Genomic DNA, 24,009 nt, shown 5'->3' on the forward strand with positions numbered 1-24,009 from the left:
CATATGTGAAAGGTGTGATCAAAATGAAAACAAAAATATGGAATATGAAAGATTATAGTCAAGATTCCCAAATGTTTTCTCAATTAGCAGAAATAAAAACTATTTATGAAAATGGGGGCCTAATTGCGATACCTACTGAAACAGTATACGGTTTAGGTGCCAATGCTAAAAATGAACAGGCAGTAGAAAACATTTATAAAGCTAAAGGACGTCCGTCTGATAATCCACTGATTGTTCATATTTACAAGCAATCACAAATGGATGCATTTGTATCCACTATCCCTAAGGAAGCCCAAAAATTAATGAATGCATTTTGGCCTGGCCCAATCTCGTTTATTCTTCCTTTAAAACAAGGATACTTATGTGAGAAAGTGACAGGTGGGCTTAATTCTATTGCTGTAAGAATGCCAAGTCATCCAATTGGAAGAGCCATATTAGAATATGTTGATTTGCCAATCGCAGCACCCAGTGCAAATATAAGTGGAAGACCTTCTCCAACGACATTTCAGCATGTGTATAATGATTTAAATGGAAAAATAGATGGTATTGTAAATGGGGATCAAAGTGAAGAAGGCTTAGAGAGTACAGTTTTAGATTGCACACAATTTCCTTTTAGAATAGCAAGACCAGGCTCAATTACTCAAACAATGCTTAATCACGTGGTACCTCACAGCGTCATTCAATATGATTATAATCAATTAGAACGGCCCATAGCACCAGGTATGAAATATAAACACTATGCACCTAAAACACCTGTATATATGTTAACTGAATTTACACAACCTATTTCTGAGTTAAATGAATCAGGGTTAGCATTTGTTTTACCTTCTAGTATGAAAAAGTATGTACCTAAAGATTGTACATTTATCTCTCTTTGTGAAAATCAAAGAGATGTTAAAGGGGCTAATCATAACTTATATAAAATTTTACATGACATTGATGATGATGAACGAATACAAAAAGCATTTATTTATACTTTTGATAATATTGAAGGCTCTGAAGCAGTTATGAATCGTATGATGAAAGCAACGGGAAATCAAATAGTTAAAGGAAGAGAATTATGAAGATAATATTTGTATGTACTGGAAATACGTGTAGAAGTCCTATTGCAGAAAGTATAGCTACAGTGCTTCTACCTAACGATTCTATTCAATCACGTGGATTATTTGCAATGAATGGACAATCTATCACTCCTGAAGCATTAGAAGTTATTTTAGAAAATAATTTACCAGAACCCTCTGTATCTCAAATATTCAGTCAAGATGACTTAAAAAGTGATTTAATTTTAACAATGACCGATAATCATAAAAGACAGTTAATCAGTCAATATGGGACAGAATATCCTATCTATACATTATGTGAGTATGTATCAGAAACAGGTGAAATAGGTGATCCATTTGGCGGTAGCATAGATACCTATCGTCACACATTTAACCAATTATACGCTCTTATTAACAAATTGAAACACGAAGAATAAAGAGAAATATTACGCTAATAGTATAAGTTGAGTAATAAATAAGTTATAATAAAAAAGTATAGCTTGTCAGCTATGCTTCTTTTTATCTTTGCAAGTGAGGTGAAATAATATGCAAGAACTTACAACTTTACTGGATGAATTGAAATCCCAATCTTTTTTCAAGAAAGATGAGATGTGTGTGATAGGATGTTCAACTTCTGAAGTAATTGGGGAAAAAATTGGGTCAGTTGGTTCAATGGAAGTCGCTGAAACTATTTTTAATGAATTAGAACGTATAAAACGTGAAACGGGCGTTTCATTTGCGTTTCAAGGTTGTGAACATATCAATAGGGCGATTACAATTGAGCGTGAAGATTATAATCCGTTTACTATGGAAGAAGTAACTGTTGTACCAGATGTTCATTCAGGAGGAAGTCTTGCTACATATGCCTATCAACATATGAACGATCCAATAGTCATTGAATATATAAAAGTGCCTAAAGGTATTGATATTGGTCAGACGCTTATTGGAATGCACATTAATCATGTTTGTGTTCCATTGAGAACAAGCGTTAAAAAAGTTGGTGAAGCTATAGTTACAATCGCTACTTCAAGACCAAAAAAAATTGGTGGAGAAAGAGCTAAATACGAATAAGTTCTAAAGGAAGAAGGGGAATATATGTCTTATATTAAAGAACAAGATCACATTATTTATGAAGCGATTCAAAATGAATATAACCGTCAAAACAATAATATTGAACTCATTGCTTCAGAGAACTTTGTTTCAGAAGCGGTAATGGAAGCGCAAGGATCTGTAATGACAAACAAATATGCAGAAGGCTATCCAGGTCGTCGTTATTATGGTGGTTGTGAATATGTTGATGTTACAGAAACAATTGCTATTGAACGTATCAAAGCTTTATTCGGAGCTGAACATGCAAATGTACAACCACATTCAGGTTCGCAAGCTAATATGGCAGTTTATTTAGTTGCTTTAGAAATGGGAGATACTGTGCTTGGAATGAATTTAAGTCATGGTGGTCATTTAACCCACGGTGCTTCAGTTAATTTTAGTGGTAAGTTTTATAACTTTATCGATTATGGTGTAGATAAAGAAACTGAAAGAATTAATTATGATGAAATTCGTGAATTAGCACTGAAACATAAGCCTAAATTAATTGTAGCTGGTACGTCAGCGTATTCTAGACAATTAGATTTTAAGAAATTTAAAGAAATTGCTGATGAAGTTGGTGCTAAATTAATGGTTGATATGGCACACATTGCAGGTTTAGTAGCAACTGGATTACATCCTAATCCTGTAGAATATGCTGACTTTGTTACCAGTACAACTCATAAAACGCTGAGAGGACCACGTGGAGGCCTAATTCTTTGCAAAGAAAAATATAAAAAAGAGATAGATAAGACAATATTTCCTGGAATTCAAGGTGGACCACTAGAACATGTGATCGCTGCAAAAGCTGTTGCTTTTGGAGAAGCTTTAGAACCAGATTTCAAAGTGTATCAAGAACAAGTCATTAAAAATGCTAAAACTTTAGCTGAAACACTTCAAGATGAAGGATTTAGAATTGTTTCAGGAGGTACGGATAATCATCTAGTTTCAGTAGATGTGAAACAATCAGTTAATTTAACTGGTAAACAGGCTGAAGAAACATTAGATTCAATTGGTATTACATGTAATAAAAATACAATACCTTTTGATCAGGAGAAACCATTCGTTACAAGTGGAATTAGACTAGGCACTCCTGCTGCAACGACGCGTGGTTTTGATGAAGTAGCATTTAAAGAAGTAGCTTTAATTATCAGTACAGCATTAAAAAATTCAAATGACCAAGCAAAATTGAAAGAAGCTAGTGATAGAGTAAAACAATTGACTCAACAATATCCGCTATATGAATAACAACATAAATGGAGGAAATGAATTATGAGTAAAGTACATGTATTTGATCACCCACTCATTCAACATAAATTGAGTTACATTCGTGATAAAAATACCGGAACAAAAGAATTTAGAGAGCTTGTTGATGAAGTAGGTATGCTAATGGCATATGAAGTTACAAGAGATTTACAATTGCAAGATGTAGAAATTGAAACTCCTGTAACAACTATGACAGCCAAACGATTAGCTGGAAAAAAATTAGCAATTGTACCTATTTTAAGAGCAGGCTTAGGGATGACAGATGGTGTATTAAACTTAGTTCCAGCTGCTCGTGTAGGACATATTGGATTGTATCGTGATCCTAAAACATTAAAAGCAGTAGAATATTTTGCTAAATTACCTCAAGATATTGATGAGCGTGAAATTATAGTAGTTGATCCAATGTTAGCTACAGGCGCTTCAGCAATCGAAGCAATCAATTCACTAAAAAATCGAGGTGCAAAGAATATTCGTTTTATGTGTTTAATTGCCGCACCTGAGGGTGTTGAAAAAATGCAAGAAGCGCATAAAGATGTTGATATCTATATTGCAGCTTTAGATGAAAAACTTAATGAAAAAGCATATATTACACCTGGTTTAGGAGACGCTGGGGATAGATTATTTGGTACTAAATAGTACTATAGGAGTAAATATTATGAGAAAGATTATGACAGTCTTTGGTACAAGACCAGAAGCAATTAAAATGGCACCTTTAGTTAAAGCACTTGAAAAAGATTCAATGCTAGAACCAATTATTGTTGTAACTGCTCAACATAGAGAAATGCTTGATTCAGTTTTAAAAACATTCAACATAACACCCCATTATGATTTGAATATCATGAAAAAAGGGCAAACTCTTTCAGAAATAACAGCTAGATCTATTATTCAACTTGAGCAAATTATGAAAAAAGAATGTCCAGATATGGTACTTGTTCATGGTGATACCACGACTACTTTTTCTGGCGCATTAGCAGCATTTTATAATCATACATCTGTAGGACACATAGAAGCTGGTCTTAGAAGTGGGAATAAATATGCGCCTTTTCCAGAAGAAATAAATCGACAGATGGTTAGTAACATTGCCGATTTACACTTTGCTCCTACTATTGGTGCAAAACACAATCTAATTCAAGAAAATAAAGATAAGACATCTATAGTGATTACTGGCAATACTGCCATTGATACACTAAATTTTACAATTAATAAAAATTATACCTCTGAGTTGATAGAAAAGCATAAAAATAAAAAAATTGTATTGCTGACCGTTCATCGTAGAGAAAATATTGGAAAACCTATGGAACATATTTTCAAAGCAGTTAGAGATATCGTTGAAGATATTGAAGACGTGGTAGTAGTTTTTCCTTTACATATGAATCCCGAAGTTAGAAAACTATCATACGCTTACTTAGAAAAACATCCAAGGGTAGAGCTTATTGAACCATTAGATGTTGTTGATTTTCATAATTTTGCTAATCATGCTTATTTAATTTTGACTGATTCTGGAGGCATTCAAGAAGAAGCACCATCATTAAATAAACCAGTTTTAGTTCTTAGAGATGTAACTGAAAGACCTGAAGGTGTAGAAGCTGGAACATTAAAAGTAATTGGAACAGAGTATACACATGTGTATCAAGAAATAAGAAAATTATTAATGAACAAACAAGTTTATAATAATATGGCATATGCTCAAAATCCTTATGGAGATGGAAAGGCATCTGAACGTATATGTGAAAGCATTAAATACTATTTAGGATTAACCGAAGAAATACCTAAAGAATTTGAAAAGTTAAAAAATTGTTGATTTAATTGTGAACATTTTATGACAATATTGGTGTTAAATTAAACAACAATTTGAATAGAATTGACACATAAATTACCCTATATTATTATTAAATTTGTATGAGTGGAACGGTTTCCATGATTGTCATAAGTTTTGGAGGCACAAAGAATGAAACGGTTCAGCATCATATTTAGACAATTCATTCAATATTACATTTATTTTTTAATAATGTTAAGTATTTTGTATTTTATTAAATCTAATTCTTTTTTATTAGGCTTAATAATTGGGACACTCGGGTCTCTAATCAACACATACATTTTTGAGATATATCTTTCTAGGACAAAACAACCAGATAATATACATATTTCTACAGGCAATGTATGGAGATACTTAGTCGCAATTATTGCATGTATAGTATGGGTTGTCTTTAAAGAGAATGTAAATATCATTGGTATAATGATAGGCCTTATGATTTCTTATGTATTAATCATTTTACGCCCTCTCTTGCTAAAATAGTAAACTATATACAGAAAGAGGTGAGTACATGGATCACAAATCCCCACTCGTAAGTTGGAATGTGTTTGGATTTGATATTGTTTTCAACTTAGCAAGTATTATGATGCTTATTATTACTGCTATTATTGTTTTTATAATAGCTATTGTTTGTACGCGTAATCTCAAGAAAAGACCTAGTGGCAAACAAAACTTTATCGAATGGATTTTCGATTTTGTAAGAGGCATTATTGAGAGTAACATGGCTTGGAAAAAAGGTGGTCAATTTCACTTCTTGGCGGTAACATTAATTTTATTTATTTTTGTTGCCAATATGCTAGGTTTACCATTTGCAATTGTTACACATGATCATTATTTATGGTGGAAATCTCCAACTGCTGACGCGACTGTAACGTTGACGTTATCTACGATGATGATTTTATTAACACATTATTATGGTGTTAAAATGCGTGGAACAAAGGCATATGTTGGTAATTACTTTAAACCTTTCTGGCCATTAGCAATTATTAATGTCTTTGAAGAATTCTCTTCAACATTAACACTAGGTTTACGTCTTTACGGTAATATTTTTGCTGGTGAGTTACTATTATCACTATTAGCTGGCCTGTTTTTCCAAAACGGCTGGGGCTGGATAATTAGTATTCCTGGCTTAATTATATGGCAAGGATTCTCAATCTTTGTCGGTACAATCCAAGCATATATCTTTATTATGCTATCTATGGTTTACATGTCCCATAAAGTTGCGGACGCACATTAACATAAACAAACATTTTAGGAGGAATTATTAATATGGGTTTAATCGCAGCAGCAATTGCAATCGGTTTATCAGCATTAGGTGCTGGTATCGGTAACGGTCTTATTGTTTCAAGAACAGTTGAAGGTGTAGCACGTCAACCAGAAGCACGTGGTCAATTAATGAGTATTATGTTCATTGGTATTGGTTTAGTTGAAGCATTACCAATCATCGGCGTTGTTATCTCATTCATGACATTATTCAGATAAGAAATGTTCGAGGCGAAGTCTCTTTGATCTTCGCCATTCGTTTTATTTAGTGGCAAAGTGATGATTAATAATGAAAGGAGTGTCAAATGCCAGTGAATGCATTAACCAATTCATTTGTTTTAGGTGCAGCTGCAGGTGGCGTTGAATGGGGAACAACAATTGTTACAATTATTACATTTATTATCCTATTGGCGTTATTGAAAAAATTTGCTTGGGGTCCATTAAAAGAAGTAATGGATAAACGTGAACGCGATATCAATAGAGATATTGACGAAGCTGAAGAAGCAAAATTGAATGCACAAAAACTTGAAGAAGAAAATAAAAAGACACTTAAAGAAACACAAGATGAAGTTCATCATATTCTTGAAGATGCAAGAATTCAAGCACGTAAACAACATGAAGAAATTATTAAAGATGCACATGAACGTGCAAATGGTATGATTGAAACAGCACAAAGTGAAATCAAAAGTGAAAAAGAACGCGCTCTTGCAGATATTAATAATCAAGTTTCTGAGTTATCTGTTTTAATTGCTTCTAAAGTTTTACAAAAAGAGATTTCAGAACAAGATCAAAAAGGTCTCGTTGATAAGTATCTTAAAGAGGCAGGCGATAAATAATGGCAGATGTAGCAAAAAAATATGCTAAAGCTTTATTTGATGTCTCTATAGATAAAGATCGATTAGATTTAATGTATGAAGAATTAAAAGAAGTTAGTAATGCAACTTTAAATTACATTGATGATTTAAAAGCAATTGATTCAAATCCTAATCAACCTGCTTCTGAAAGACGTAAATTTGCAGGTATTGTATTTGGGGATGCGAACTATTACTTAAAAAATATGCTAATGATTTTAGCAAATAATCGTCATTTAGCGCTTATACATTCTATCTTTAAAGAATTTAAACATTTGTATGACCATCATTATAATCAAGGTGATGCTTTGGTTGAATCTGTATATCAATTGAATGAAGAAGAATTATCTCATATTGAAAGAGTGATTCTTAACAAAACTAAATTGTCTAAAGTACATATTACAACTAAAATAAATCCTAACTTAATTGGCGGGTTTAGAGCAAAAGTTGGGACTACTGTATTAGATGGTAGTATAAAAAATGATTTAGAACAAATAGAGCGTAAATTTAAAAGAGTTAATTAAAAAAGAGGAGTGACATAGATGGCCATCAAAGCTGAAGAAATCAGTGCATTACTTCGCTCACAAATTGAAAACTATGAGTCAGAAATGTCTGTTGATGATGTAGGTACCGTCCTTCAAATTGGTGATGGTATTGCATTAATTCACGGATTAAATGATTGTATGGCTGGTGAGCTTGTAGAGTTTTCAAACGGTGTGCTTGGTTTAGCACAAAACCTTGAGGAATCAAATGTGGGTGTCGTAATTTTAGGACCTTATAGTGAAATTAGAGAAGGCGACGAAGTTAAACGTACTGGCCGTATCATGGAAGTGCCAGTAGGTGAAGAACTTATCGGACGTGTTGTAAATCCACTTGGTCAACCAATTGATGGACAAGGTCCTATCAATTCCACTAAGACACGCCCTGTTGAGCAAAAAGCAACAGGCGTTATGGATCGTAAATCAGTTGATGAACCATTACAAACTGGTATTAAAGCGATTGACGCATTAGTACCAATTGGTCGTGGACAACGTGAGTTAATCATTGGTGATAGACAAACAGGTAAAACAACGATTGGTATTGATACAATTTTAAACCAAAAAGGTTTAGATACAATTTGTATTTATGTAGCTATTGGTCAAAAAGATTCAACAGTACGTGCAAACGTTGAAAAATTACGTCAAGCTGGTGCTTTAGACTACACAATTGTTGTATCTGCATCAGCAGCGGAACCAGCACCATTATTATACATCGCCCCTTATTCAGGAGTGACAATGGGTGAAGAGTTCATGTTTAATGGAAAAAATGTACTTGTTGTATATGATGATTTAACTAAACAAGCAGCTGCTTATCGTGAATTATCATTATTATTACGTAGACCTCCAGGCCGTGAAGCGTATCCAGGTGACGTCTTCTACTTACACAGTAGATTATTAGAAAGAGCAGCTAAATTAAACGATGCATTAGGTGGCGGTTCAATTACAGCTTTACCTATCATTGAAACACAAGCTGGGGATATCTCTGCATATGTTCCAACTAACGTGATTTCAATTACTGACGGACAAATTTTCTTACAATCTGATTTATTCTTCTCAGGTGTACGACCTGCGATTAATGCTGGTCAGTCTGTATCACGTGTTGGTGGTTCAGCACAAATTAAAGCAATGAAAAAAGTTGCTGGTACATTACGTTTAGATTTAGCATCTTATCGTGAGTTAGAATCATTTGCACAATTTGGTTCTGATTTAGACGAATATACTGCTAAAAAATTAGAACGTGGTAAACGTACGGTTGAAGTTTTAAAACAAGATCAAAACAAGCCACTTCCTGTTGAAAATCAAGTGTTAATTATTTATGCCTTAACAAAAGGTTATTTAGATGATATCCCTGTAGAAGACATTACACGTTTTGAAGATGAATTAAATAGTTGGTCTAAATCAAATGCTTCAGAATTATTAGGGGAAATCAGAGAAACTGGTAATCTTCCAGATGATGCTAAATTTGAATCAGCTATTAATGAATTTAAGAAAAGTTTTAGCAAATCTGAATAACTAAACTTTAAATCAAAAAGGTGGTGAGATAATGGCTTCTCTTAAAGAGATAGATAGTCGTATTAAATCGACGAAAAAAATGAAACAGATTACCAAAGCGATGAACATGGTTTCAAGTTCTAAATTACGTCGAGCTGAAAAAAATACTAAGCAATTCGAACCCTATATGGAAAAAATGCAAGATGCGATAACTGCTATTGCAGGCGCAAGTAAAAATTCAAATCATCCAATGTTAAGACCAAGACATATTCAACGTAGTGGTTACTTGGTTATTACAAGTGACAAAGGATTAGCGGGTGCTTATAGTTCGAATGTGCTTAAGCGACTAGTCAATGACATTAAAGAAAAACATACAAATAGTGATGAATATAGCATTATTGTTTTAGGTCAATCCGGTGTTGATTTCCTTAAAAATAGAGGTTATGAAGTTGAAAGTTCACTTGTTGATGTACCTGATCAACCTTCATTTAAATCAATACAAGCTATCGCTAAGCATGCGATTGACTTATTCAGTGAAGAACATATTGATGAACTTAAGATTTATTATAGCCACTATGTTAGTGTTCTTGAAAATAAACCTTCTGTTAAACAAGTTCTACCATTATCTCAAGAAGATTCTAGTCAAGGCCAAGGTCAAATGTCTTCATATGAATTTGAACCAGATAAAGATTCAATCTTAAGAGTTATTCTTCCACAATACGTTGAAAGTTTAATTTATGGAACGATTCTTGATGCTAAGGCTAGTGAACATGCAGCACGTATGACTGCAATGAAAAATGCATCTGATAATGCAACTGAACTTATTGATGACTTATCATTACAATATAATAGAGCGAGACAAGCTGAAATCACTCAACAAATTACAGAAATTGTTGGTGGTTCTGCCGCACTTGAATAATATTTTAAAGGAGGAAACAACATGGGTAATGGCCGTGTAACTCAGGTTATGGGTCCTGTAATTGATGTTCGATTCGAACATAATGAAGTCCCTGAAATTAATAATGCCCTAATTATTGAAGTACCCAAAAATGATGGCACATTTAAATTAACATTAGAAGTTGCATTGCAACTAGGTGATGATGTTGTTCGTACTATTGCAATGGATTCAACTGATGGTGTTCAACGTGGTATGCAAGTTGTGAATACTGGTAAAGATATTAGTGTTCCTGTAGGTGAAGAAACACTTGGACGTGTGTTTAACGTTTTAGGAGAAACAATAGATTTAAACGAAAAAATAGATAGTTCTGTTAGACGTGATCCAATTCATCGTCGTCAACCTAATTTTGATGAATTATCTACTGAAGTAGAAATTCTTGAAACAGGTATTAAAGTTGTAGACTTATTAGCACCTTATATTAAAGGTGGTAAGATTGGTTTATTCGGTGGTGCCGGCGTAGGTAAAACTGTATTAATTCAAGAATTAATCAATAATATCGCTCAAGAACATGGTGGTATTTCTGTATTCGCTGGTGTAGGTGAACGTACTCGTGAAGGTAACGATTTATACTATGAAATGAGCGATAGTGGCGTTATCAATAAAACAGCCATGGTATTTGGGCAAATGAATGAGCCGCCAGGTGCGCGTATGCGTGTTGCTTTATCAGCATTGACAATGGCTGAATATTTCCGTGATGAACAAGGTCAAGATGTACTTTTATTCATTGACAATATTTTCCGCTTTACTCAAGCTGGTTCTGAAGTTTCAGCATTATTAGGACGTATGCCTTCAGCTGTAGGTTATCAACCTACATTAGCAACTGAAATGGGTCAATTACAAGAACGTATTACATCTACTAATAAAGGTTCAGTCACTTCAATTCAAGCAGTATTCGTTCCTGCCGATGACTATACTGACCCAGCACCAGCAACTGCGTTCGCACATTTAGATGCAACAACAAACTTAGAACGTAAATTAACTGAAATGGGTATTTATCCTGCGGTAGACCCATTAGCTTCAACTTCTAGAGCTTTAGAACCATCTATTGTTGGACAAGAACATTATGAAGTTGCACGTGAAGTTCAATCTACATTACAAAAATACAGAGAATTACAAGATATCATTGCAATTTTAGGTATGGATGAATTATCTGAAGAAGATAAATTAACAGTAGAACGTGCGCGTAGAATTCAATTTTTCTTATCACAAAACTTCCATGTGGCTGAACAATTTACTGGTCAAAAAGGTTCTTATGTTCCAGTTAAAACAACTGTAGCGAACTTTAAAGATATCTTAAATGGTAAATACGATCATATTCCTGAGGATGCATTCCGTTTAGTTGGAAGTATGGATGATGTTATTGCTAAAGCTAAAGATATGGGTGTTGAAGTTTAAACTAATTAGGAGGTAAAGATAATGAACACAGTAAATCTTGATATTGTCACTCCTAATGGTTCAGTCTACGAAAAAGATGATGTTGAACTCGTTGTATTTCAAACTACTGCGGGCGAAATAGGTATCATGAGTGGACATATTCCGACAGTTGCCGCATTAAAGATAGGCCATATTAAAGTTAAGTTTAAGAATGGTACTGAGTATATAGCTGTTAGTGGTGGCTTTGTTGAAATTAGACAACATAAAGTATCTGTCATTGTTCAAACAGCTGAAACAGCTAGTGAGATTGATGTAGAAAGAGCTAAATTGGCTCGTCAAAGAGCACAGTCTCATTTAGATGAAGAGGATAACAGTGACATTAACCGAGCTAAACGCGCATTAGCTAGAGCGGAAAACCGTCTGCGTGTAGCTGAATTAAAATAATGATTAAATGACGTGGGATAATATTTATGATGAATATATTGTCTCACTTTAGTGAGAATGGTTAATGAAAAAGTAACAGGTATTAAAATATTTTGATTTAGTTAATTATTCTTAATATATTAAAAGAGTTTGAGACATTTAATAGTGTTTCAAACTCTTTTTTTATTGTACATAAAAGAACTTAGAATAATAATAACTTTAAATTTTTATTTTAGTTACTTTTTATTAAATATCGTAACGTTCTTATGTATCATTATTAACTTTTTTAATGTACAATATATTACAGAAATCTTTAAGGAGAGAAAAGAATGGAATATGTTGGACAATTTGCAATAATACATTTATTTTTACATGTAATATGTATATGTATTGCGTACTGGGCATTACATTCTCTCAGATTAGATCAATTTTTTAAAAAAGGATATTCAACACGACTGCAAGTGTGTATGATTTTCTTAGCAATTTTAATGGGTACTGCAGTAAGTAACTTTATCGTAGATTTATTACAGTACTCTACACAAATTAAATATTTATTTTAAAAAATGAATTTCTATCAATTAACTAAAAATGTAGATATACTAATTAAATAAGTAATTCAAAATGGGAAATGTTATAAGAAATAGGAGTTTAATGTGGAGGATTAATATGGATAAGATAATTATAAATGGAGGCAATCGCCTTACTGGTGAAGTTCAAGTAGAAGGAGCTAAAAATGCTGTATTACCTATCCTTACAGCATCGTTATTAGCGTCTGAAGGAAAAAGCAAATTAACCAATGTGCCTGATTTAAGTGATGTGGTTACTATCAATAATGTTTTATCTACTTTAAACGCTAAAGTGGATTATGATAAAGAAAATGGATCAGTTACAGTTGATGCTTCTGCTACACTAAATGAAGAAGCGCCTTATGAATATGTGAGTAAAATGAGAGCAAGTGTGTTAGTAATGGGACCTTTATTAGCACGTCTAGGTCATGCAATCGTTGCATTACCAGGTGGCTGTGCAATTGGTGCTCGTCCAATTGAACAACATATCAAAGGTTTTGAAGCATTAGGGGCAGAAATTCATTTAGAAAACGGAAATATATATGCAAGCACTAAAGAGGGATTGAAAGGTGCAAATATTCATCTAGATTTTCCAAGTGTAGGTGCAACTCAAAATATTATAATGGGTGCTTCTTTAGCACAAGGAAAAACAGTTATCGAAAATGTAGCTAAAGAACCTGAAATTGTAGATCTAGCTAATTATATCAATGAAATGGGTGGTAACGTTATTGGTGCTGGTACAGATACCATTACTATCCATGGTGTTGAGAAATTAACAGGAGTTAAACATGCAATTATACCTGATCGCATTGAAGCAGGTACATTTATTATCGCAGCAGCAATTACAAGAGGAGATGTTTTTGTAAAAGGTGCTGTTAAAGAACATATGACAAGTTTAATTTATAAGTTAGAAGAAATGGGAGTTAATCTCGATTTTAATGAGGAGGGTGTACATGTCACTACAAATGGTGAACTTCAACCTGTAGATATTAAAACACTGCCTCATCCAGGTTTCCCTACAGACATGCAATCACAAATGATGGCATTATTATTAACAGCTGAAGGTCATAAAGTGGTTACTGAAACAGTATTTGAAAATAGATTTATGCATGTTGCAGAATTTAGAAGAATGAATGCTAATATTAATGTAGAAGGTAGAAGTGCTAAAATAGAAGGTAAAAGTCAACTACAAGGTGCTCAAGTAAAAGCTACCGATTTAAGAGCTGCCGCAGCTCTTATTTTGGCTGGTTTAGTAGCAGAAGGCACAACTCAAGTGACAGAGCTTAAACACTTAGATCGTGGTTATGTTAATTTCCATGAGAAGTTAAAATCACTTGGTGCAGATATCAAAAGAGTCAATGACTAATTTTTAAATAGATTTGAGGTAATAGTTATGGAAACCATTTTTGATTATAATGAAATAAAAAAAATCATCCCTCATAGACAACCTTTTTTACTTATTGATCGTATTGTTGAATATGAAGAAGGAAAGCGTTGTGTAGGTTTAAAACAAGTTTCAGGAAACGAACCATTTTTCCAAGGGCATTTTCCTGATTATGCAGTTATGCCTGGTGTTCTCATTACGGAAGCTTTGGCACAAACTGGAGCAGTAGCTATGTTAAATAGTGAAGAAAATAAAGGTAAAATTGCTTTATTTGCTGGTATTGATAAATGTAGATTTAAAAAACAAGTGACACCTGGTGATACTTTAATGTTAGAAGTTGAAATTACAAAAATTAAAGGTCCTATTGGAAAAGGTACAGCAAAAGCTACTGTTGATGGACAGCTTGCTTGTAGTTGTGAACTTACTTTTGCTATTCAAGATGCATAATTTAAAATAGAGTAGTAGCGAAATAAATCATTTCGTTACTACTCTATTTCTATTTTTTAAATTTTTCTTCTTTTAATTTCGGCTTAGATTGCATCATTCTGTTGAATGTGATTTTCAATTCTTCTCCTGATAATCCTTCATCAATAAGTTGTTCTAATAGAGTTTCTGCGTATACTTGTCGATGTGTATAAATATGACACTCGAAAATAATTGACATTTTTCCTGCAAATAGAGAAATGTTTTTTATTGTTGCATCAAACAATGCTGGATCGTTAGAAGGTCTAGTAATCACTACTCTGATATCTAATATTGTTTGTGATTCATAATATTTTTGCATGATATCATAATGTGTATCTGAAATTACAATTTCCAGAAGCCAACCTGTACCACTACTTTCTTTATTTATAATCACACCATCATAAAGTTCAAATTCTGAAATCCTGTTACCATCGCTTACTATTTGGAATCGAACTGCTTTAAACGTCTTCATAACATTACTCCCATACTCTTAAAAATTTTTAAATTATATGATTATTGTTTTTTTGTTAAATAAGAAGTGTCATATCTTAATATTTTTCTTAAATATATCAGATATTAATACTAAAAAGGGAAGAAATTTAAAAAAATAGCTTTTTGACGTTATATTCAATTCTATTTAATATAACGATATAAGGAGGTGACACATGTTAAATAAGATAGTAATCGTTGGTCGTATGACTAAAGATGCAAAAATTTATAATAATGAGGAGGTGAAAATCGCAACGTTTAGTGTGGCTACTGAACGTAATTATAAAGATGAAAATGATGAAATAGCGTGTGACTATATATTGTGTAAAGCATTTGGTAAGATGGCCAGTAACATTGAAAAATATACTTCTCAAGGATCATTAGTAGGTATTACTGGCCAAATGCGTTCTCGTAAATATGAAAAGGAAAAACAAACTCACTTTGTAACAGAATTATATGTTGAAACAATTAAATTTATGTCCCCTAAATTAAATAATGAAAAACTCTCAGATAACTCACTAAATACAGACACTTATCCATTTGATCATCTCGAATTAATGAATATAAAATAAAACTCTCTATTTTTAATACTCCAAACCTTTCCAATTAATATAAAATAAGTCTTTCAATTATACTCAAATATACTCAAGAGGTCGGTATAAATATTCCGACCTCTTTAACTATGTATGAGACATTAGATACAACTAATTCATTGAATGATAAAAAATACAGTTCATTTTTCTGAAATATTACAAGATGATTACAGTTAATTCTTTTATTATATATCTAATAAATACTGCCATTAAAGTTTTTATAGTATATATATAAGAAGAATTATCTATAAACCTATGTAATTTTAATGTAAAATAAATACATTCTTTTTTATTTCACTGTAACCTGCTAAGCTTTTTAAGATGTTAGAGTAGTACCTGTAAAATATTTAAGAAAATAAATGACTTAGGAGGATTATACTATTATGAAAAAGACAATTATTGCATCTTCATTAGCAGTAGGTTTAGGATTAGTAGCAGGAAACGTAAGTCATGCTGATGCAAGTGAAAATCAAATTAATAAAGAAAAATTAGCTCAATTAGCGGAATCTAACGATCAATCATTAAATCAACATCCTATTCAAGAAGGAGCATATAATTACCAATTTAATTTAAATAGTAAAACTTATCATTTTTGGTCAGATGGAACATATTTTAAATGGGAATATTATCCATCAAACGGTTCAACTGTAAATAGTGCTAATCAAAATGTAGCTTCAACTCAAACAGCACAAAATGTATCTTACCAAAATAATAATTATAAAAATATAAATCAATCAGCTTCAACTTCAAATGTAAGTCAACACTATGCAAATGAAGCTCAAACACAACAAGCACCAAAAACAACACAAACTAAACAAGCAACTCAAACACAACAAGCACCTGCTAATGCAACTACAAATCAACCTAAACAATCAACAAGTGGTTCATCTGTAAATGTAAATAGTCATTTACAACAAATCGCTCAACGCGAATCAGGTGGAGATATTCATGCAATCAACCCTTCTTCTGGTGCAGCAGGTAAATATCAATTCTTACAATCTACTTGGGATTCAGTAGCACCAGCACAATATAAAGGTGTATCACCAGCACAAGCACCTGAAAGTGTTCAAGATGCAGCGGCAGTAAAACTTTATAATACTGCAGGTCCATCTCAATGGGTTACAGCGTAAAACTTAATAAATAATTTACTAGTGCCTGAGACAATATGAGTTGTCTTAGGCATTTTATATATATTGATAGTAATGACTGAATTTAAAAAGATTTCTGTACTATTCTTTATTTATTATATTTATAATAATAGTTGTATGAATTAAACTTATTTCAATGAATATCTTTTTTATTTGAATTATAACAATGGTTTTGTTATGGTTAAATTAAACTAAAGACTACTAGGGGAGCCATGGAATATGGCTGAGATGAAGCATTCAGACCCTTATAACCTGATTTGGTTAATGCCAACGTAGGAAAGTAGTAATACATATTCATTTATTCTATTTTTTTGAATATTGACTACATTTCTACGTTGAAATGTAGTTTTTTTATTTAAGGAGGAATAGTTAATGAGTTTTTCAGATGAATTAAAGCAAGCGTCAAAGCCAATTATTGAAGAGATTTATAATGATGGTTTTATTCAAGATTTATTAAAGGGAAAATTATCAAAACAAGCAGTACGCCAATACTTACGTGCTGATGCTTCTTATTTAAAAGAATTTACTAATTTATATGCTTTACTTATTCCTAAAGCACCTACTATGAAAGAAGTGAAATTCTTAGTAGAGCAAATTGAATTTATGTTAGATGGCGAAGTAGAAGCTCATGAAATTTTAGCGGACTATATTAACGAACCTTATGAAGAAATTGTAAAAGAAAAAGTGTGGCCACCTAGTGGAGACCATTACATTAAACATATGTATTATCATGCTTATACTCATGAAAATGCTGCATACACTATAGCTGCAATGGCACCATGTCCTTACGTATATGAAGTGATTGCTAAATGGGGATTAGAAGATTCAAATCTTAATAGAGATGCACTTACTGCTAAGTGGTTTGATTTTTATAGCACTGAAATGGCACCTTTAATTGAAGTATTTGACCGTTTGTTAAATGAACTTACAGAACATTGTACCGAACAGGAAAAAAGAGAAATTAAAGAAGCATTTTTACAAAGTACTGTACATGAACGTCATTTCTTTAATATGGCATACATTGATGAAGAATGGGATTTTGGAGGAGCAAATCATGAATAAACCTAAGATTGCGTTAACAATTGCTGGTACTGACCCTTCTGGTGGCGCAGGAGTTATGGCAGATTTAAAATCATTCCATGCTTGTGGCGTATATGGAATGGCTGCTATTACAAGTATTGTGGCTCAAAATACTAAAGGAGTTCAACATATCCATAATCTAGAAACTAGTTGGGTTAAAGAACAATTAGATAGCGTGTTTGATGATGAATTACCTCATGCAATTAAGACTGGAATGATTGCTACACATGAAACGATGGAACTGATTCAAACATATTTAAAAAATCATAGCGATATTCCCTATGTTATCGATCCAGTTATGCTAGCTAAAAGTGGCGATTCCTTAATGGATGATGAAACAAAAAAACATCTTCAGAAAACGCTCTTACCATTAGCGGATGTCGTGACTCCTAACATTCCAGAAGCTGAAGAAATTACTGGCTTGAAAATTGATACTGAAGATAATATTCGTAAAGCAGGTCATATATTTATAAATGAAATAGGAAGTAAAGGTGTAGTAATTAAAGGCGGTCATTCTGCTGATTTAAATAATGCTAAAGACTTTTTATTTACTAAAGATGATGTCTATACTTTTGAAGAGAAGCGATTTAATACGCCACATACTCATGGTACAGGTTGCACATTTTCAGCTGTGATCACAGCCGAACTAGCTAAAGGTAAAACAATTTATGAAGCTGTAAAAAAAGGTAAAAAATTTATTTCATTAAGTATTGAACATACACCTGAAATCGGTCAAGGACGCGGCCCGGTAAACCATTTTGCTTATATGAAGAAAGCAGGTTTAGACGATGAATAGTTTAGAAAAGATAAGACAAGAGAATCCACTAGTAGTCTGTTATACCAATGATGTGGTTAAAAACTTCACTGCGAATGGACTCTTGAGTATTGGTGCAAGTCCAGCAATGAGTGAAGCTCCAGAAGAAGCAGAAGAGTTCTATAAAGTAGCAGGGGCACTGCTTATAAATATTGGAACATTAACTAAAGCAAATGAAAAAGATATTTTAGAAATTGGAAAAATTGCTAATCAACAAGGTACACCCATTGTATTTGATCCAGTTGCTGTAGGTGCATCAACATATCGTAAACAATTTTGTGAATCTTTTCTTTCTGAAATAAATGTTTCTGTAATTAAAGGTAATGCATCTGAAATTCTTACTTTAGTAGATTCAAATACTACAATGAAAGGCACTGATGGAGAAACAGACTTAGATGTAGTGACAATTGCTAAAAAAGCTTATGAAAAATATCAAACAGCAATTGTTATTACAGGTAGAGAAGATGTTATTATTCAAGATAATCAAATTGTCAAATTATCAAATGGTTCTCCATTACTTGCAAAAATCACAGGCGCGGGTTGTTTATTAGGCAGTTTAGTTGCTGGATTTTTATTTAGAAATACACATCCGTCATTACAAGTATTAGAAGAATCAGTAAGTTATTATAATATCGCCGCAGAGATTGCTGAAAAAAGCGAAAAAGTTAATGGACCTGGAACATTCTTATCTCAATTACTTGATGAAATGTATCAACTTAACTATGATACTTATAAACAATTTGTAAAACGTAAAGAGGTTTAAATATGTTTGATTCAAAAAGCTTACAAGTCTATTTTATATGTGGAACACAAGACATCATCGGTGATCAAAATATTAAAGATGTTTTAAAAGCAGCATTAGAATCAGGAATTACATTATTTCAATTTCGAGAAAAAGGGCCAAATGCTTTAGTAGGGGATGAAAAAGAAGCATTAGCTAAGGAATTAAAAACACTTTGTCATGAGTATAAAGTACCTTTTCTAATTAATGATGATGTGGATTTAGCTGAAAAAATTGATGCAGATGGTATACATGTAGGTCAAGATGACGAAATAATTGCTTCTTTTGCTAATCGTTTTAAAAATAAAATTATAGGGTTAAGTGTAGGAAACGTAAAGGAATATCAACAATCAGATTTAGAACACGTAGATTATATAGGTGTAGGTCCAATGTATGAGACATCTTCAAAATCTGATGCAAGTGCCCCTGTAGGTCCTGAAATGATTGCAACATTAAAAAATATTAATCCAAGCTTACCTATGGTTGCTATAGGTGGTATTACTGAAGACAATTGTGAACTTATAGCTAAAGAAGGCGCTGATGGTGTGTCAGTTATTTCAGTCATTACACATAGTCAAAATATTGACAAGACTGTTAATAAATTAAAGCACTATTTCAAATAAATATCTCTTTTTTTCAGTTTTTGTTTTCTAGTACACCCTATCTATGATAAAATTATTTCTACGTGAATATATCAATAGAGGTGTAAAAATGAAGAAGAAAGCGCTACTACCTTTGTTATTAGGGGTAATGGTCTTTTTAGCTGGATGTGACTATTCCAAATCTAGTAATAGAAATGGATTTTTCTACAATACATTCGTTGAACCAATGGCTAAAATTCTACATTGGTTAGGCCATTCTGTTTTTCATGATGATTATGGTATTGCAATCATCGTTTTAGTATTAGTTATTCGTATTATCTTATTGCCTTTCATGCTATCAAACTATAAAAATAGCCATATGATGCGTGAAAAAATGAAAATTGCTAAACCTGAAGTAGAAGGTGTACAAGAAAAAGTTAAGCGAGCACGTACTCAAGAAGAAAAAATGGCTGCTAATCAGGAAATGATGGAAGTTTATAAGAAATATGATATCAATCCTATGAAGAGTGCTTTAGGCTGCTTACCTGTTTTAATTCAAATGCCTATTGTTATGGGATTATATTTCGTATTGCGTTATCGTATTGGTGGCGGTATTACAGAACATCCACATTTCTTATGGTTTAATTTAGTACATCCTGATATTTGGATTACTATTATTGCTGGTGTGTTATACTTTATTCAAGCATGGGTGTCAAGTAAACAAATGCCTGAAGAACAACGTCAAATGACTTATATGATGATGATTGTTTCACCTATTATGATTATTTGGATTTCATTAAGTTCAGCTTCAGCACTAGGTTTATATTGGTCTGTCAGTGCGGCATTCTTAATTATTCAAACATTCTTTGCAAATAAACATTATGAAAAAGTTGCAAAACAAGAAATTGGACCTATGGTTGAGGCACATAAAGAAAATAATTCAAATAAAAAAGGTAAAAATACGCAAGTTGTTTCTAAAAATAATAAGAAGAAAAAATAATATAAGCATAATACGATAAAAAAGTAGGAAAAGATAGATGATCTTTTCCTACTTTTTTTATTCTTCTAAGTGCCACTCGCTATAAAATTGAGATAAAAATAGTTTCATAAATTGATGACGTTCTTCAGCTAGTTGAAATCCTGTTTGTGTATGCATTAATTTTTTTAATTTTAATAACTTATCATAGAAGTGTCTAATAGCAGAAGGAGGTAAATCAACCATATCTTTTTCTGAAGGAATTGAATGATAGGGAGATTCTGTCCACATCGGCTCATTGAAATGTCCAGAAAATTGAAACGTTCTTGCGATACCTATAGCACCAATAGCATCTAAGCGATCAGCATCTCTAACGATTTGTCCTTCGATTGGAAGTGTAACATCGTTATTTCTACCATTTCGATAACTCAAATGTTTGATAATAAAAATAATATTCTTTTGAACAGTATCATCCAATTCTATTTTTTTAAAAAATTGATGTAATTCGCTTAAAGCATGGTGTTTATCAGTCAATTTATCATCTATGACGTCATGCAATAAAGCTGACAATACTATTGTAAGAAAATCGCCTTGATGTTCTTGTTTGGCAATATATTTAGCTAATAATGTGACACGTTCAATATGTGCAATATCATGTCCAGAGTAATCATTTTTATGAAATTGGTACATATATTCTTTAGCTAATAATATTTGTTCTGCTTGATTCATAAACTACTCCTTTAAAAACATGTATTGAATGAGTTTAAAGAATAGGTGATAATAATTGAGATATGCCTTCTTTAAACTTAATCCAAGTACTACGTTGATTATATAATTCTTTAGTCAACTCATATGAGACTTTCATATCTTTAATAAATGCTTTTTTAAGTTGAAGAGAAATATCTTCGTCATAAATGAACGCATTCACTTCGAAATTTAATGAAAAACTACGATTATCCATATTTGCTGTACCTACAGTAGCAATTTCATCATCGACAATGAGTGTTTTTGAATGTAGAAATCCATTATTATATTGATAGATTTTAACACCTGCGTCTAATAAAGAAGCGACATTTTTTAATGTAGCCCAATAAACAAAAGGATGATCGGGTTTACATGGAATCATTAAATTAACTTCAACACCACCTAAAGCGGCAATTTTTATGGCATCAATAAAAGCTTGATCAGGAATAAAATAAGGTGATTGAATATAAATAGAATGTTTTGCTGACATAATCATCTTTAAATAGCCATATTTAATTTGTTCCCAGTCTTCATCAGGACCACTTGAAGCGATTTGAACACCAATCTCGCCGCCTGAATCTACATCAGGAAAATATCTATCTTCATATCTGATATTGTCACGTGTTGATTGTGAATTCCAATCTAAGATGAATCTTAATTCTAATGCATTGACAGAGTCACCTTCAAGTCTTAAATGAGTATCTCTCCAATAACCAAATTTTTTATCTTTACCAAGGTATTCATCACCAACATTAAACCCCCCAACATAACCAATCTTGCCATCTATAATTACAATTTTTCTATGATTACGGTTATTCATTCTTAAATTGATTAAGGGCAATTTGGAAGGGAAGAAGGCTTCTGCGTGTCCACCTTTGTCTTTAAACTGTTTCAAATCTTTCTTGCGTAATGTTCTTGAGCCCATATCATCATATAACATTTTAACTTCTATACCATCTTCAAGTCTGTCTTCGAGTGCCTTTAAAATACGACGTCCAAGATCATCACTTTTGAAAATATAGTATTGAATATGTATATAATCTTTAGCATTCTGAATATCTTCAATTAATGCGTCAAATTTAGCATGACCATCTGTAAAGATTTTTATACTGTTATCAGTAGTTAAGAATGCAGCATTATTATAGAGTAACATGTGCACCATTTCTTTAAACTTAACAATTTGATGATTACCTTTAGAAAAATCATCTTTTTCAAGTGCATTTAATTGCTCATCAACTATCATAGCTAAACCTTTACGATCTTCTTTTTTTAATTTGAAAATATGTTTGCGTTGTATTTGACGCCCTAATAATAGATATAAAATAAATCCTACTATCGGTAGAAATACAAGAACTAAAAGCCACGCCCAAATGGAACCTGCACTACGACGTTCCATGAAGATAATGATAAATGCGAAAATCAAGTTTAATATAAAGGCAGTGATTAATATGATGTTAATAATTAAAGAAGAGTGTGAGAAAGATAATTGCACGATCTCTACCATATTAATTAATTGAACCTCCTAAATCGTTTAAAATTAATGTACTAACAAATATTGTACCATGCACTATAATAAATGGTATGATTAATTTTTAAAATAAAAATGTATAATTGACGTAATAAAGAGGAAATTATACGATGATATAGAAGCTATGAAAGGGTGAATTAGTTGGAAAATCAAAATCATGCCCATCATTCTGAGCAAGTTAAATTAAATTTAAAATCTCGATTAAATCGAATAGAAGGACAAGTTAAAGCAATTAATCGAATGATTGATGAAGACGTCTACTGTGATGATGTATTAACTCAGATAAGAGCAACACGTTCAGCACTTAATAGTGTTGCTACTAAGTTACTAGAACATCACATGAAAAGTTGTATTATGGAAAAAATAAATCAAGGTACTGAAGAAGAAGCAATGGAAGAACTACTAGTGACATTTCAAAAACTAGTGAAAGATTAGTTAGGAGATTGTAATATGTTAAACAGTAATATTGTATTTATAGATAACATTGAAACAGAAGAACAAGCACAAATGTTAAATGAACGTTTGTTAAATATGATTGGAGTACATACGGTATCAATCGATATAGAAAGAAATAAGATTAATGTTGAATATGAAACACCTACTAATTTAAATAGTATTGAAAAAGAAATTTATGACGCTGGATTTAAAGTACTTTCATAATAAAAAGCTTTAGTGTAACTTAAATAATTTAAAATAATTTTCAAATATAGTAGTAAAGCATGACTAATTAGGGTAGTATATCATTGAAGGTCAAAA

30 protein-coding genes and 1 riboswitch are annotated in these 24,009 nt (G+C 32.2%); of the genes, 27 read left to right on the plus strand and 3 right to left on the minus strand.

Annotated elements, in window-relative coordinates; genetic code table 11:
* The first annotated feature begins 23 nt into the window (after nt 1–23).
* The 18 genes from CD034_RS08825 to fabZ all read left to right on the plus strand — a co-directional run bounded on the left by CD034_RS08825 (nt 24) and on the right by fabZ (nt 14,501).
* Nucleotides 24–1,064 (plus strand): L-threonylcarbamoyladenylate synthase, encoded by a 1,041-nt coding sequence (locus tag CD034_RS08825; protein WP_065580929.1) that lies wholly within the window; start codon nt 24–26, stop codon nt 1,062–1,064.
* The gene (locus tag CD034_RS08830; protein WP_002455058.1) at nt 1,061–1,477 is read left to right on the plus strand and encodes a low molecular weight protein arginine phosphatase; all 417 of its coding nucleotides are present in this window, start codon (nt 1,061–1,063) and stop codon (nt 1,475–1,477) included. Before CD034_RS08825 ends, CD034_RS08830 begins: the two co-directional genes overlap by 4 nt.
* Nucleotides 1,478–1,586: 109 nt before the next feature.
* The gene (locus CD034_RS08835; RefSeq protein WP_103288306.1) at nt 1,587–2,111 is read left to right on the plus strand and encodes a TIGR01440 family protein; all 525 of its coding nucleotides are present in this window, start codon (nt 1,587–1,589) and stop codon (nt 2,109–2,111) included.
* A gap of 24 nt (nt 2,112–2,135) precedes the next feature.
* Entirely contained in the window at nt 2,136–3,374 is a 1,239-nt protein-coding gene (glyA, locus tag CD034_RS08840; RefSeq protein ID WP_002448684.1) for a serine hydroxymethyltransferase, read from the plus strand.
* A 24-nt stretch (nt 3,375–3,398) separates the two neighbouring features.
* Nucleotides 3,399–4,028, plus strand: coding sequence for a uracil phosphoribosyltransferase (upp, locus tag CD034_RS08845; RefSeq protein ID WP_002448669.1), 630 nt, complete (start codon nt 3,399–3,401; stop codon nt 4,026–4,028).
* A gap of 19 nt (nt 4,029–4,047) precedes the next feature.
* Nucleotides 4,048–5,193 (plus strand): non-hydrolyzing UDP-N-acetylglucosamine 2-epimerase, encoded by a 1,146-nt coding sequence (gene wecB / locus CD034_RS08850; RefSeq protein ID WP_002448685.1) that lies wholly within the window; start codon nt 4,048–4,050, stop codon nt 5,191–5,193.
* A 147-nt stretch (nt 5,194–5,340) separates the two neighbouring features.
* Nucleotides 5,341–5,688: an ATP synthase subunit I gene (locus CD034_RS08855; protein ID WP_002455060.1), complete on the plus strand. Its 348-nt coding sequence runs from the start codon at nt 5,341–5,343 to the stop codon at nt 5,686–5,688.
* Between the two features lie 28 nt (nt 5,689–5,716).
* Nucleotides 5,717–6,442: a F0F1 ATP synthase subunit A gene (gene atpB, locus CD034_RS08860; protein ID WP_002448665.1), complete on the plus strand. Its 726-nt coding sequence runs from the start codon at nt 5,717–5,719 to the stop codon at nt 6,440–6,442.
* A gap of 32 nt (nt 6,443–6,474) precedes the next feature.
* Complete coding sequence (atpE, locus tag CD034_RS08865) at nt 6,475–6,687, plus strand: F0F1 ATP synthase subunit C (protein WP_002448651.1); 213 nt, start codon at nt 6,475–6,477, stop codon at nt 6,685–6,687.
* 86 nt (nt 6,688–6,773) lie between these two features.
* Complete coding sequence (locus tag CD034_RS08870; RefSeq protein WP_002448661.1) at nt 6,774–7,304, plus strand: F0F1 ATP synthase subunit B; 531 nt, start codon at nt 6,774–6,776, stop codon at nt 7,302–7,304.
* Nucleotides 7,304–7,843 (plus strand): F0F1 ATP synthase subunit delta, encoded by a 540-nt coding sequence (locus tag CD034_RS08875; RefSeq protein WP_002448668.1) that lies wholly within the window; start codon nt 7,304–7,306, stop codon nt 7,841–7,843. The genes CD034_RS08870 and CD034_RS08875 overlap by 1 nt, the downstream gene beginning before the upstream one ends.
* 18 nt (nt 7,844–7,861) lie before the next feature.
* A complete protein-coding gene (gene atpA / locus CD034_RS08880) occupies nt 7,862–9,370 on the plus strand; it encodes a F0F1 ATP synthase subunit alpha (RefSeq protein ID WP_049335540.1) in 1,509 nt (502 codons plus the stop codon).
* A 31-nt stretch (nt 9,371–9,401) separates the two neighbouring features.
* On the plus strand, nt 9,402–10,268 hold the full coding sequence (gene atpG / locus CD034_RS08885; protein WP_002448682.1) for an ATP synthase F1 subunit gamma: 867 nt from the start codon (nt 9,402–9,404) through the stop codon (nt 10,266–10,268).
* 21 nt (nt 10,269–10,289) lie between these two features.
* Complete coding sequence (gene atpD / locus CD034_RS08890; RefSeq protein WP_002448706.1) at nt 10,290–11,702, plus strand: F0F1 ATP synthase subunit beta; 1,413 nt, start codon at nt 10,290–10,292, stop codon at nt 11,700–11,702.
* Between the two features lie 21 nt (nt 11,703–11,723).
* A complete protein-coding gene (locus CD034_RS08895) occupies nt 11,724–12,125 on the plus strand; it encodes a F0F1 ATP synthase subunit epsilon (protein WP_002448708.1) in 402 nt (133 codons plus the stop codon).
* A gap of 308 nt (nt 12,126–12,433) precedes the next feature.
* Nucleotides 12,434–12,664, plus strand: a complete 231-nt coding sequence (locus CD034_RS08900) for a DUF1146 family protein (protein WP_002448711.1) — start codon at nt 12,434–12,436, stop codon at nt 12,662–12,664.
* A gap of 106 nt (nt 12,665–12,770) precedes the next feature.
* Nucleotides 12,771–14,036 (plus strand): UDP-N-acetylglucosamine 1-carboxyvinyltransferase, encoded by a 1,266-nt coding sequence (gene murA / locus CD034_RS08905; RefSeq protein WP_002448704.1) that lies wholly within the window; start codon nt 12,771–12,773, stop codon nt 14,034–14,036.
* Nucleotides 14,037–14,063: 27 nt separating this feature from the next.
* Entirely contained in the window at nt 14,064–14,501 is a 438-nt protein-coding gene (gene fabZ, locus CD034_RS08910) for a 3-hydroxyacyl-ACP dehydratase FabZ (RefSeq protein WP_002448673.1), read from the plus strand.
* A gap of 49 nt (nt 14,502–14,550) precedes the next feature.
* On the opposite strand, the gene CD034_RS08915 is transcribed toward fabZ, so the two are convergent.
* A complete protein-coding gene (locus CD034_RS08915) occupies nt 14,551–14,991 on the minus strand; it encodes a YwpF-like family protein (RefSeq protein ID WP_002448687.1) in 441 nt (146 codons plus the stop codon).
* 193 nt (nt 14,992–15,184) lie between these two features.
* On the opposite strand from CD034_RS08915, the gene CD034_RS08920 reads away from it, so the two are divergent.
* The 7 genes from CD034_RS08920 to yidC all read left to right on the plus strand — a co-directional run bounded on the left by CD034_RS08920 (nt 15,185) and on the right by yidC (nt 21,005).
* Entirely contained in the window at nt 15,185–15,580 is a 396-nt protein-coding gene (locus CD034_RS08920) for a single-stranded DNA-binding protein (protein WP_002448700.1), read from the plus strand.
* Between the two features lie 404 nt (nt 15,581–15,984).
* Nucleotides 15,985–16,731 (plus strand): transglycosylase family protein, encoded by a 747-nt coding sequence (locus CD034_RS08925; RefSeq protein WP_103288307.1) that lies wholly within the window; start codon nt 15,985–15,987, stop codon nt 16,729–16,731.
* Between the two features lie 211 nt (nt 16,732–16,942).
* Nucleotides 16,943–17,045: riboswitch (TPP riboswitch) on the plus strand.
* 76 nt (nt 17,046–17,121) lie between these two features.
* Nucleotides 17,122–17,811 (plus strand): thiaminase II, encoded by a 690-nt coding sequence (tenA, locus tag CD034_RS08930; protein WP_002455064.1) that lies wholly within the window; start codon nt 17,122–17,124, stop codon nt 17,809–17,811.
* Nucleotides 17,804–18,625, plus strand: coding sequence for a bifunctional hydroxymethylpyrimidine kinase/phosphomethylpyrimidine kinase (gene thiD / locus CD034_RS08935; RefSeq protein WP_103288308.1), 822 nt, complete (start codon nt 17,804–17,806; stop codon nt 18,623–18,625). Before tenA ends, thiD begins: the two co-directional genes overlap by 8 nt.
* Nucleotides 18,618–19,406 (plus strand): hydroxyethylthiazole kinase, encoded by a 789-nt coding sequence (gene thiM, locus CD034_RS08940; protein WP_002448660.1) that lies wholly within the window; start codon nt 18,618–18,620, stop codon nt 19,404–19,406. Before thiD ends, thiM begins: the two co-directional genes overlap by 8 nt.
* Before the next feature lie 2 nt (nt 19,407–19,408).
* On the plus strand, nt 19,409–20,047 hold the full coding sequence (thiE, locus tag CD034_RS08945) for a thiamine phosphate synthase (protein WP_002448695.1): 639 nt from the start codon (nt 19,409–19,411) through the stop codon (nt 20,045–20,047).
* Nucleotides 20,048–20,135: 88 nt separating this feature from the next.
* Complete coding sequence (gene yidC / locus CD034_RS08950) at nt 20,136–21,005, plus strand: membrane protein insertase YidC (RefSeq protein ID WP_002455066.1); 870 nt, start codon at nt 20,136–20,138, stop codon at nt 21,003–21,005.
* A gap of 57 nt (nt 21,006–21,062) precedes the next feature.
* Here yidC and CD034_RS08955 read toward each other — a convergent pair whose 3' ends face one another.
* Both CD034_RS08955 and cls read right to left on the minus strand, forming a co-directional pair.
* Complete coding sequence (locus CD034_RS08955) at nt 21,063–21,710, minus strand: HD domain-containing protein (protein WP_002448635.1); 648 nt, start codon at nt 21,708–21,710, stop codon at nt 21,063–21,065.
* A gap of 34 nt (nt 21,711–21,744) precedes the next feature.
* A complete protein-coding gene (gene cls, locus CD034_RS08960; protein WP_103288309.1) occupies nt 21,745–23,229 on the minus strand; it encodes a cardiolipin synthase in 1,485 nt (494 codons plus the stop codon).
* A 165-nt stretch (nt 23,230–23,394) separates the two neighbouring features.
* Between cls and csoR the strand changes: the two genes are divergently transcribed.
* The gene (csoR, locus tag CD034_RS08965; protein ID WP_002437530.1) at nt 23,395–23,688 is read left to right on the plus strand and encodes a copper-sensing transcriptional repressor CsoR; all 294 of its coding nucleotides are present in this window, start codon (nt 23,395–23,397) and stop codon (nt 23,686–23,688) included.
* A gap of 15 nt (nt 23,689–23,703) precedes the next feature.
* Complete coding sequence (csoZ, locus tag CD034_RS08970; RefSeq protein WP_002448674.1) at nt 23,704–23,913, plus strand: putative copper chaperone CsoZ; 210 nt, start codon at nt 23,704–23,706, stop codon at nt 23,911–23,913.
* Nucleotides 23,914–24,009: the final 96 nt, after the last annotated feature.

The organism is Staphylococcus hominis subsp. hominis, from assembly GCF_002901845.1.
In the GTDB taxonomy this organism is placed as follows: domain Bacteria; phylum Bacillota; class Bacilli; order Staphylococcales; family Staphylococcaceae; genus Staphylococcus; species Staphylococcus hominis.

Coding starts and splice junctions, on each gene's coding strand:
- wecB (WP_002448685.1), top strand. CDS start 4,048: ATGAGAAAGATTATGACAGTCTTTGGTACAAGACCAGAAGCAATTAAA.
- atpG (WP_002448682.1), top strand. CDS start 9,402: ATGGCTTCTCTTAAAGAGATAGATAGTCGTATTAAATCGACGAAAAAA.
- CD034_RS08925 (WP_103288307.1), top strand. CDS start 15,985: ATGAAAAAGACAATTATTGCATCTTCATTAGCAGTAGGTTTAGGATTA.
- atpB (WP_002448665.1), top strand. CDS start 5,717: ATGGATCACAAATCCCCACTCGTAAGTTGGAATGTGTTTGGATTTGAT.
- thiM (WP_002448660.1), top strand. CDS start 18,618: ATGAATAGTTTAGAAAAGATAAGACAAGAGAATCCACTAGTAGTCTGT.
- fabZ (WP_002448673.1), top strand. CDS start 14,064: ATGGAAACCATTTTTGATTATAATGAAATAAAAAAAATCATCCCTCAT.
- CD034_RS08875 (WP_002448668.1), top strand. CDS start 7,304: ATGGCAGATGTAGCAAAAAAATATGCTAAAGCTTTATTTGATGTCTCT.
- murA (WP_002448704.1), top strand. CDS start 12,771: ATGGATAAGATAATTATAAATGGAGGCAATCGCCTTACTGGTGAAGTT.
- CD034_RS08825 (WP_065580929.1), top strand. CDS start 24: ATGAAAACAAAAATATGGAATATGAAAGATTATAGTCAAGATTCCCAA.
- atpD (WP_002448706.1), top strand. CDS start 10,290: ATGGGTAATGGCCGTGTAACTCAGGTTATGGGTCCTGTAATTGATGTT.
- CD034_RS08835 (WP_103288306.1), top strand. CDS start 1,587: ATGCAAGAACTTACAACTTTACTGGATGAATTGAAATCCCAATCTTTT.
- CD034_RS08895 (WP_002448708.1), top strand. CDS start 11,724: ATGAACACAGTAAATCTTGATATTGTCACTCCTAATGGTTCAGTCTAC.
- CD034_RS08900 (WP_002448711.1), top strand. CDS start 12,434: ATGGAATATGTTGGACAATTTGCAATAATACATTTATTTTTACATGTA.
- CD034_RS08830 (WP_002455058.1), top strand. CDS start 1,061: ATGAAGATAATATTTGTATGTACTGGAAATACGTGTAGAAGTCCTATT.
- csoZ (WP_002448674.1), top strand. CDS start 23,704: ATGTTAAACAGTAATATTGTATTTATAGATAACATTGAAACAGAAGAA.
- thiD (WP_103288308.1), top strand. CDS start 17,804: ATGAATAAACCTAAGATTGCGTTAACAATTGCTGGTACTGACCCTTCT.
- atpA (WP_049335540.1), top strand. CDS start 7,862: ATGGCCATCAAAGCTGAAGAAATCAGTGCATTACTTCGCTCACAAATT.
- yidC (WP_002455066.1), top strand. CDS start 20,136: ATGAAGAAGAAAGCGCTACTACCTTTGTTATTAGGGGTAATGGTCTTT.
- CD034_RS08855 (WP_002455060.1), top strand. CDS start 5,341: ATGAAACGGTTCAGCATCATATTTAGACAATTCATTCAATATTACATT.
- glyA (WP_002448684.1), top strand. CDS start 2,136: ATGTCTTATATTAAAGAACAAGATCACATTATTTATGAAGCGATTCAA.
- CD034_RS08870 (WP_002448661.1), top strand. CDS start 6,774: ATGCCAGTGAATGCATTAACCAATTCATTTGTTTTAGGTGCAGCTGCA.
- tenA (WP_002455064.1), top strand. CDS start 17,122: ATGAGTTTTTCAGATGAATTAAAGCAAGCGTCAAAGCCAATTATTGAA.
- thiE (WP_002448695.1), top strand. CDS start 19,409: ATGTTTGATTCAAAAAGCTTACAAGTCTATTTTATATGTGGAACACAA.
- CD034_RS08955 (WP_002448635.1), bottom strand. CDS start 21,710: ATGAATCAAGCAGAACAAATATTATTAGCTAAAGAATATATGTACCAA.
- CD034_RS08915 (WP_002448687.1), bottom strand. CDS start 14,991: ATGAAGACGTTTAAAGCAGTTCGATTCCAAATAGTAAGCGATGGTAAC.
- upp (WP_002448669.1), top strand. CDS start 3,399: ATGAGTAAAGTACATGTATTTGATCACCCACTCATTCAACATAAATTG.
- cls (WP_103288309.1), bottom strand. CDS start 23,229: ATGGTAGAGATCGTGCAATTATCTTTCTCACACTCTTCTTTAATTATT.
- atpE (WP_002448651.1), top strand. CDS start 6,475: ATGGGTTTAATCGCAGCAGCAATTGCAATCGGTTTATCAGCATTAGGT.
- CD034_RS08920 (WP_002448700.1), top strand. CDS start 15,185: ATGTTAAATAAGATAGTAATCGTTGGTCGTATGACTAAAGATGCAAAA.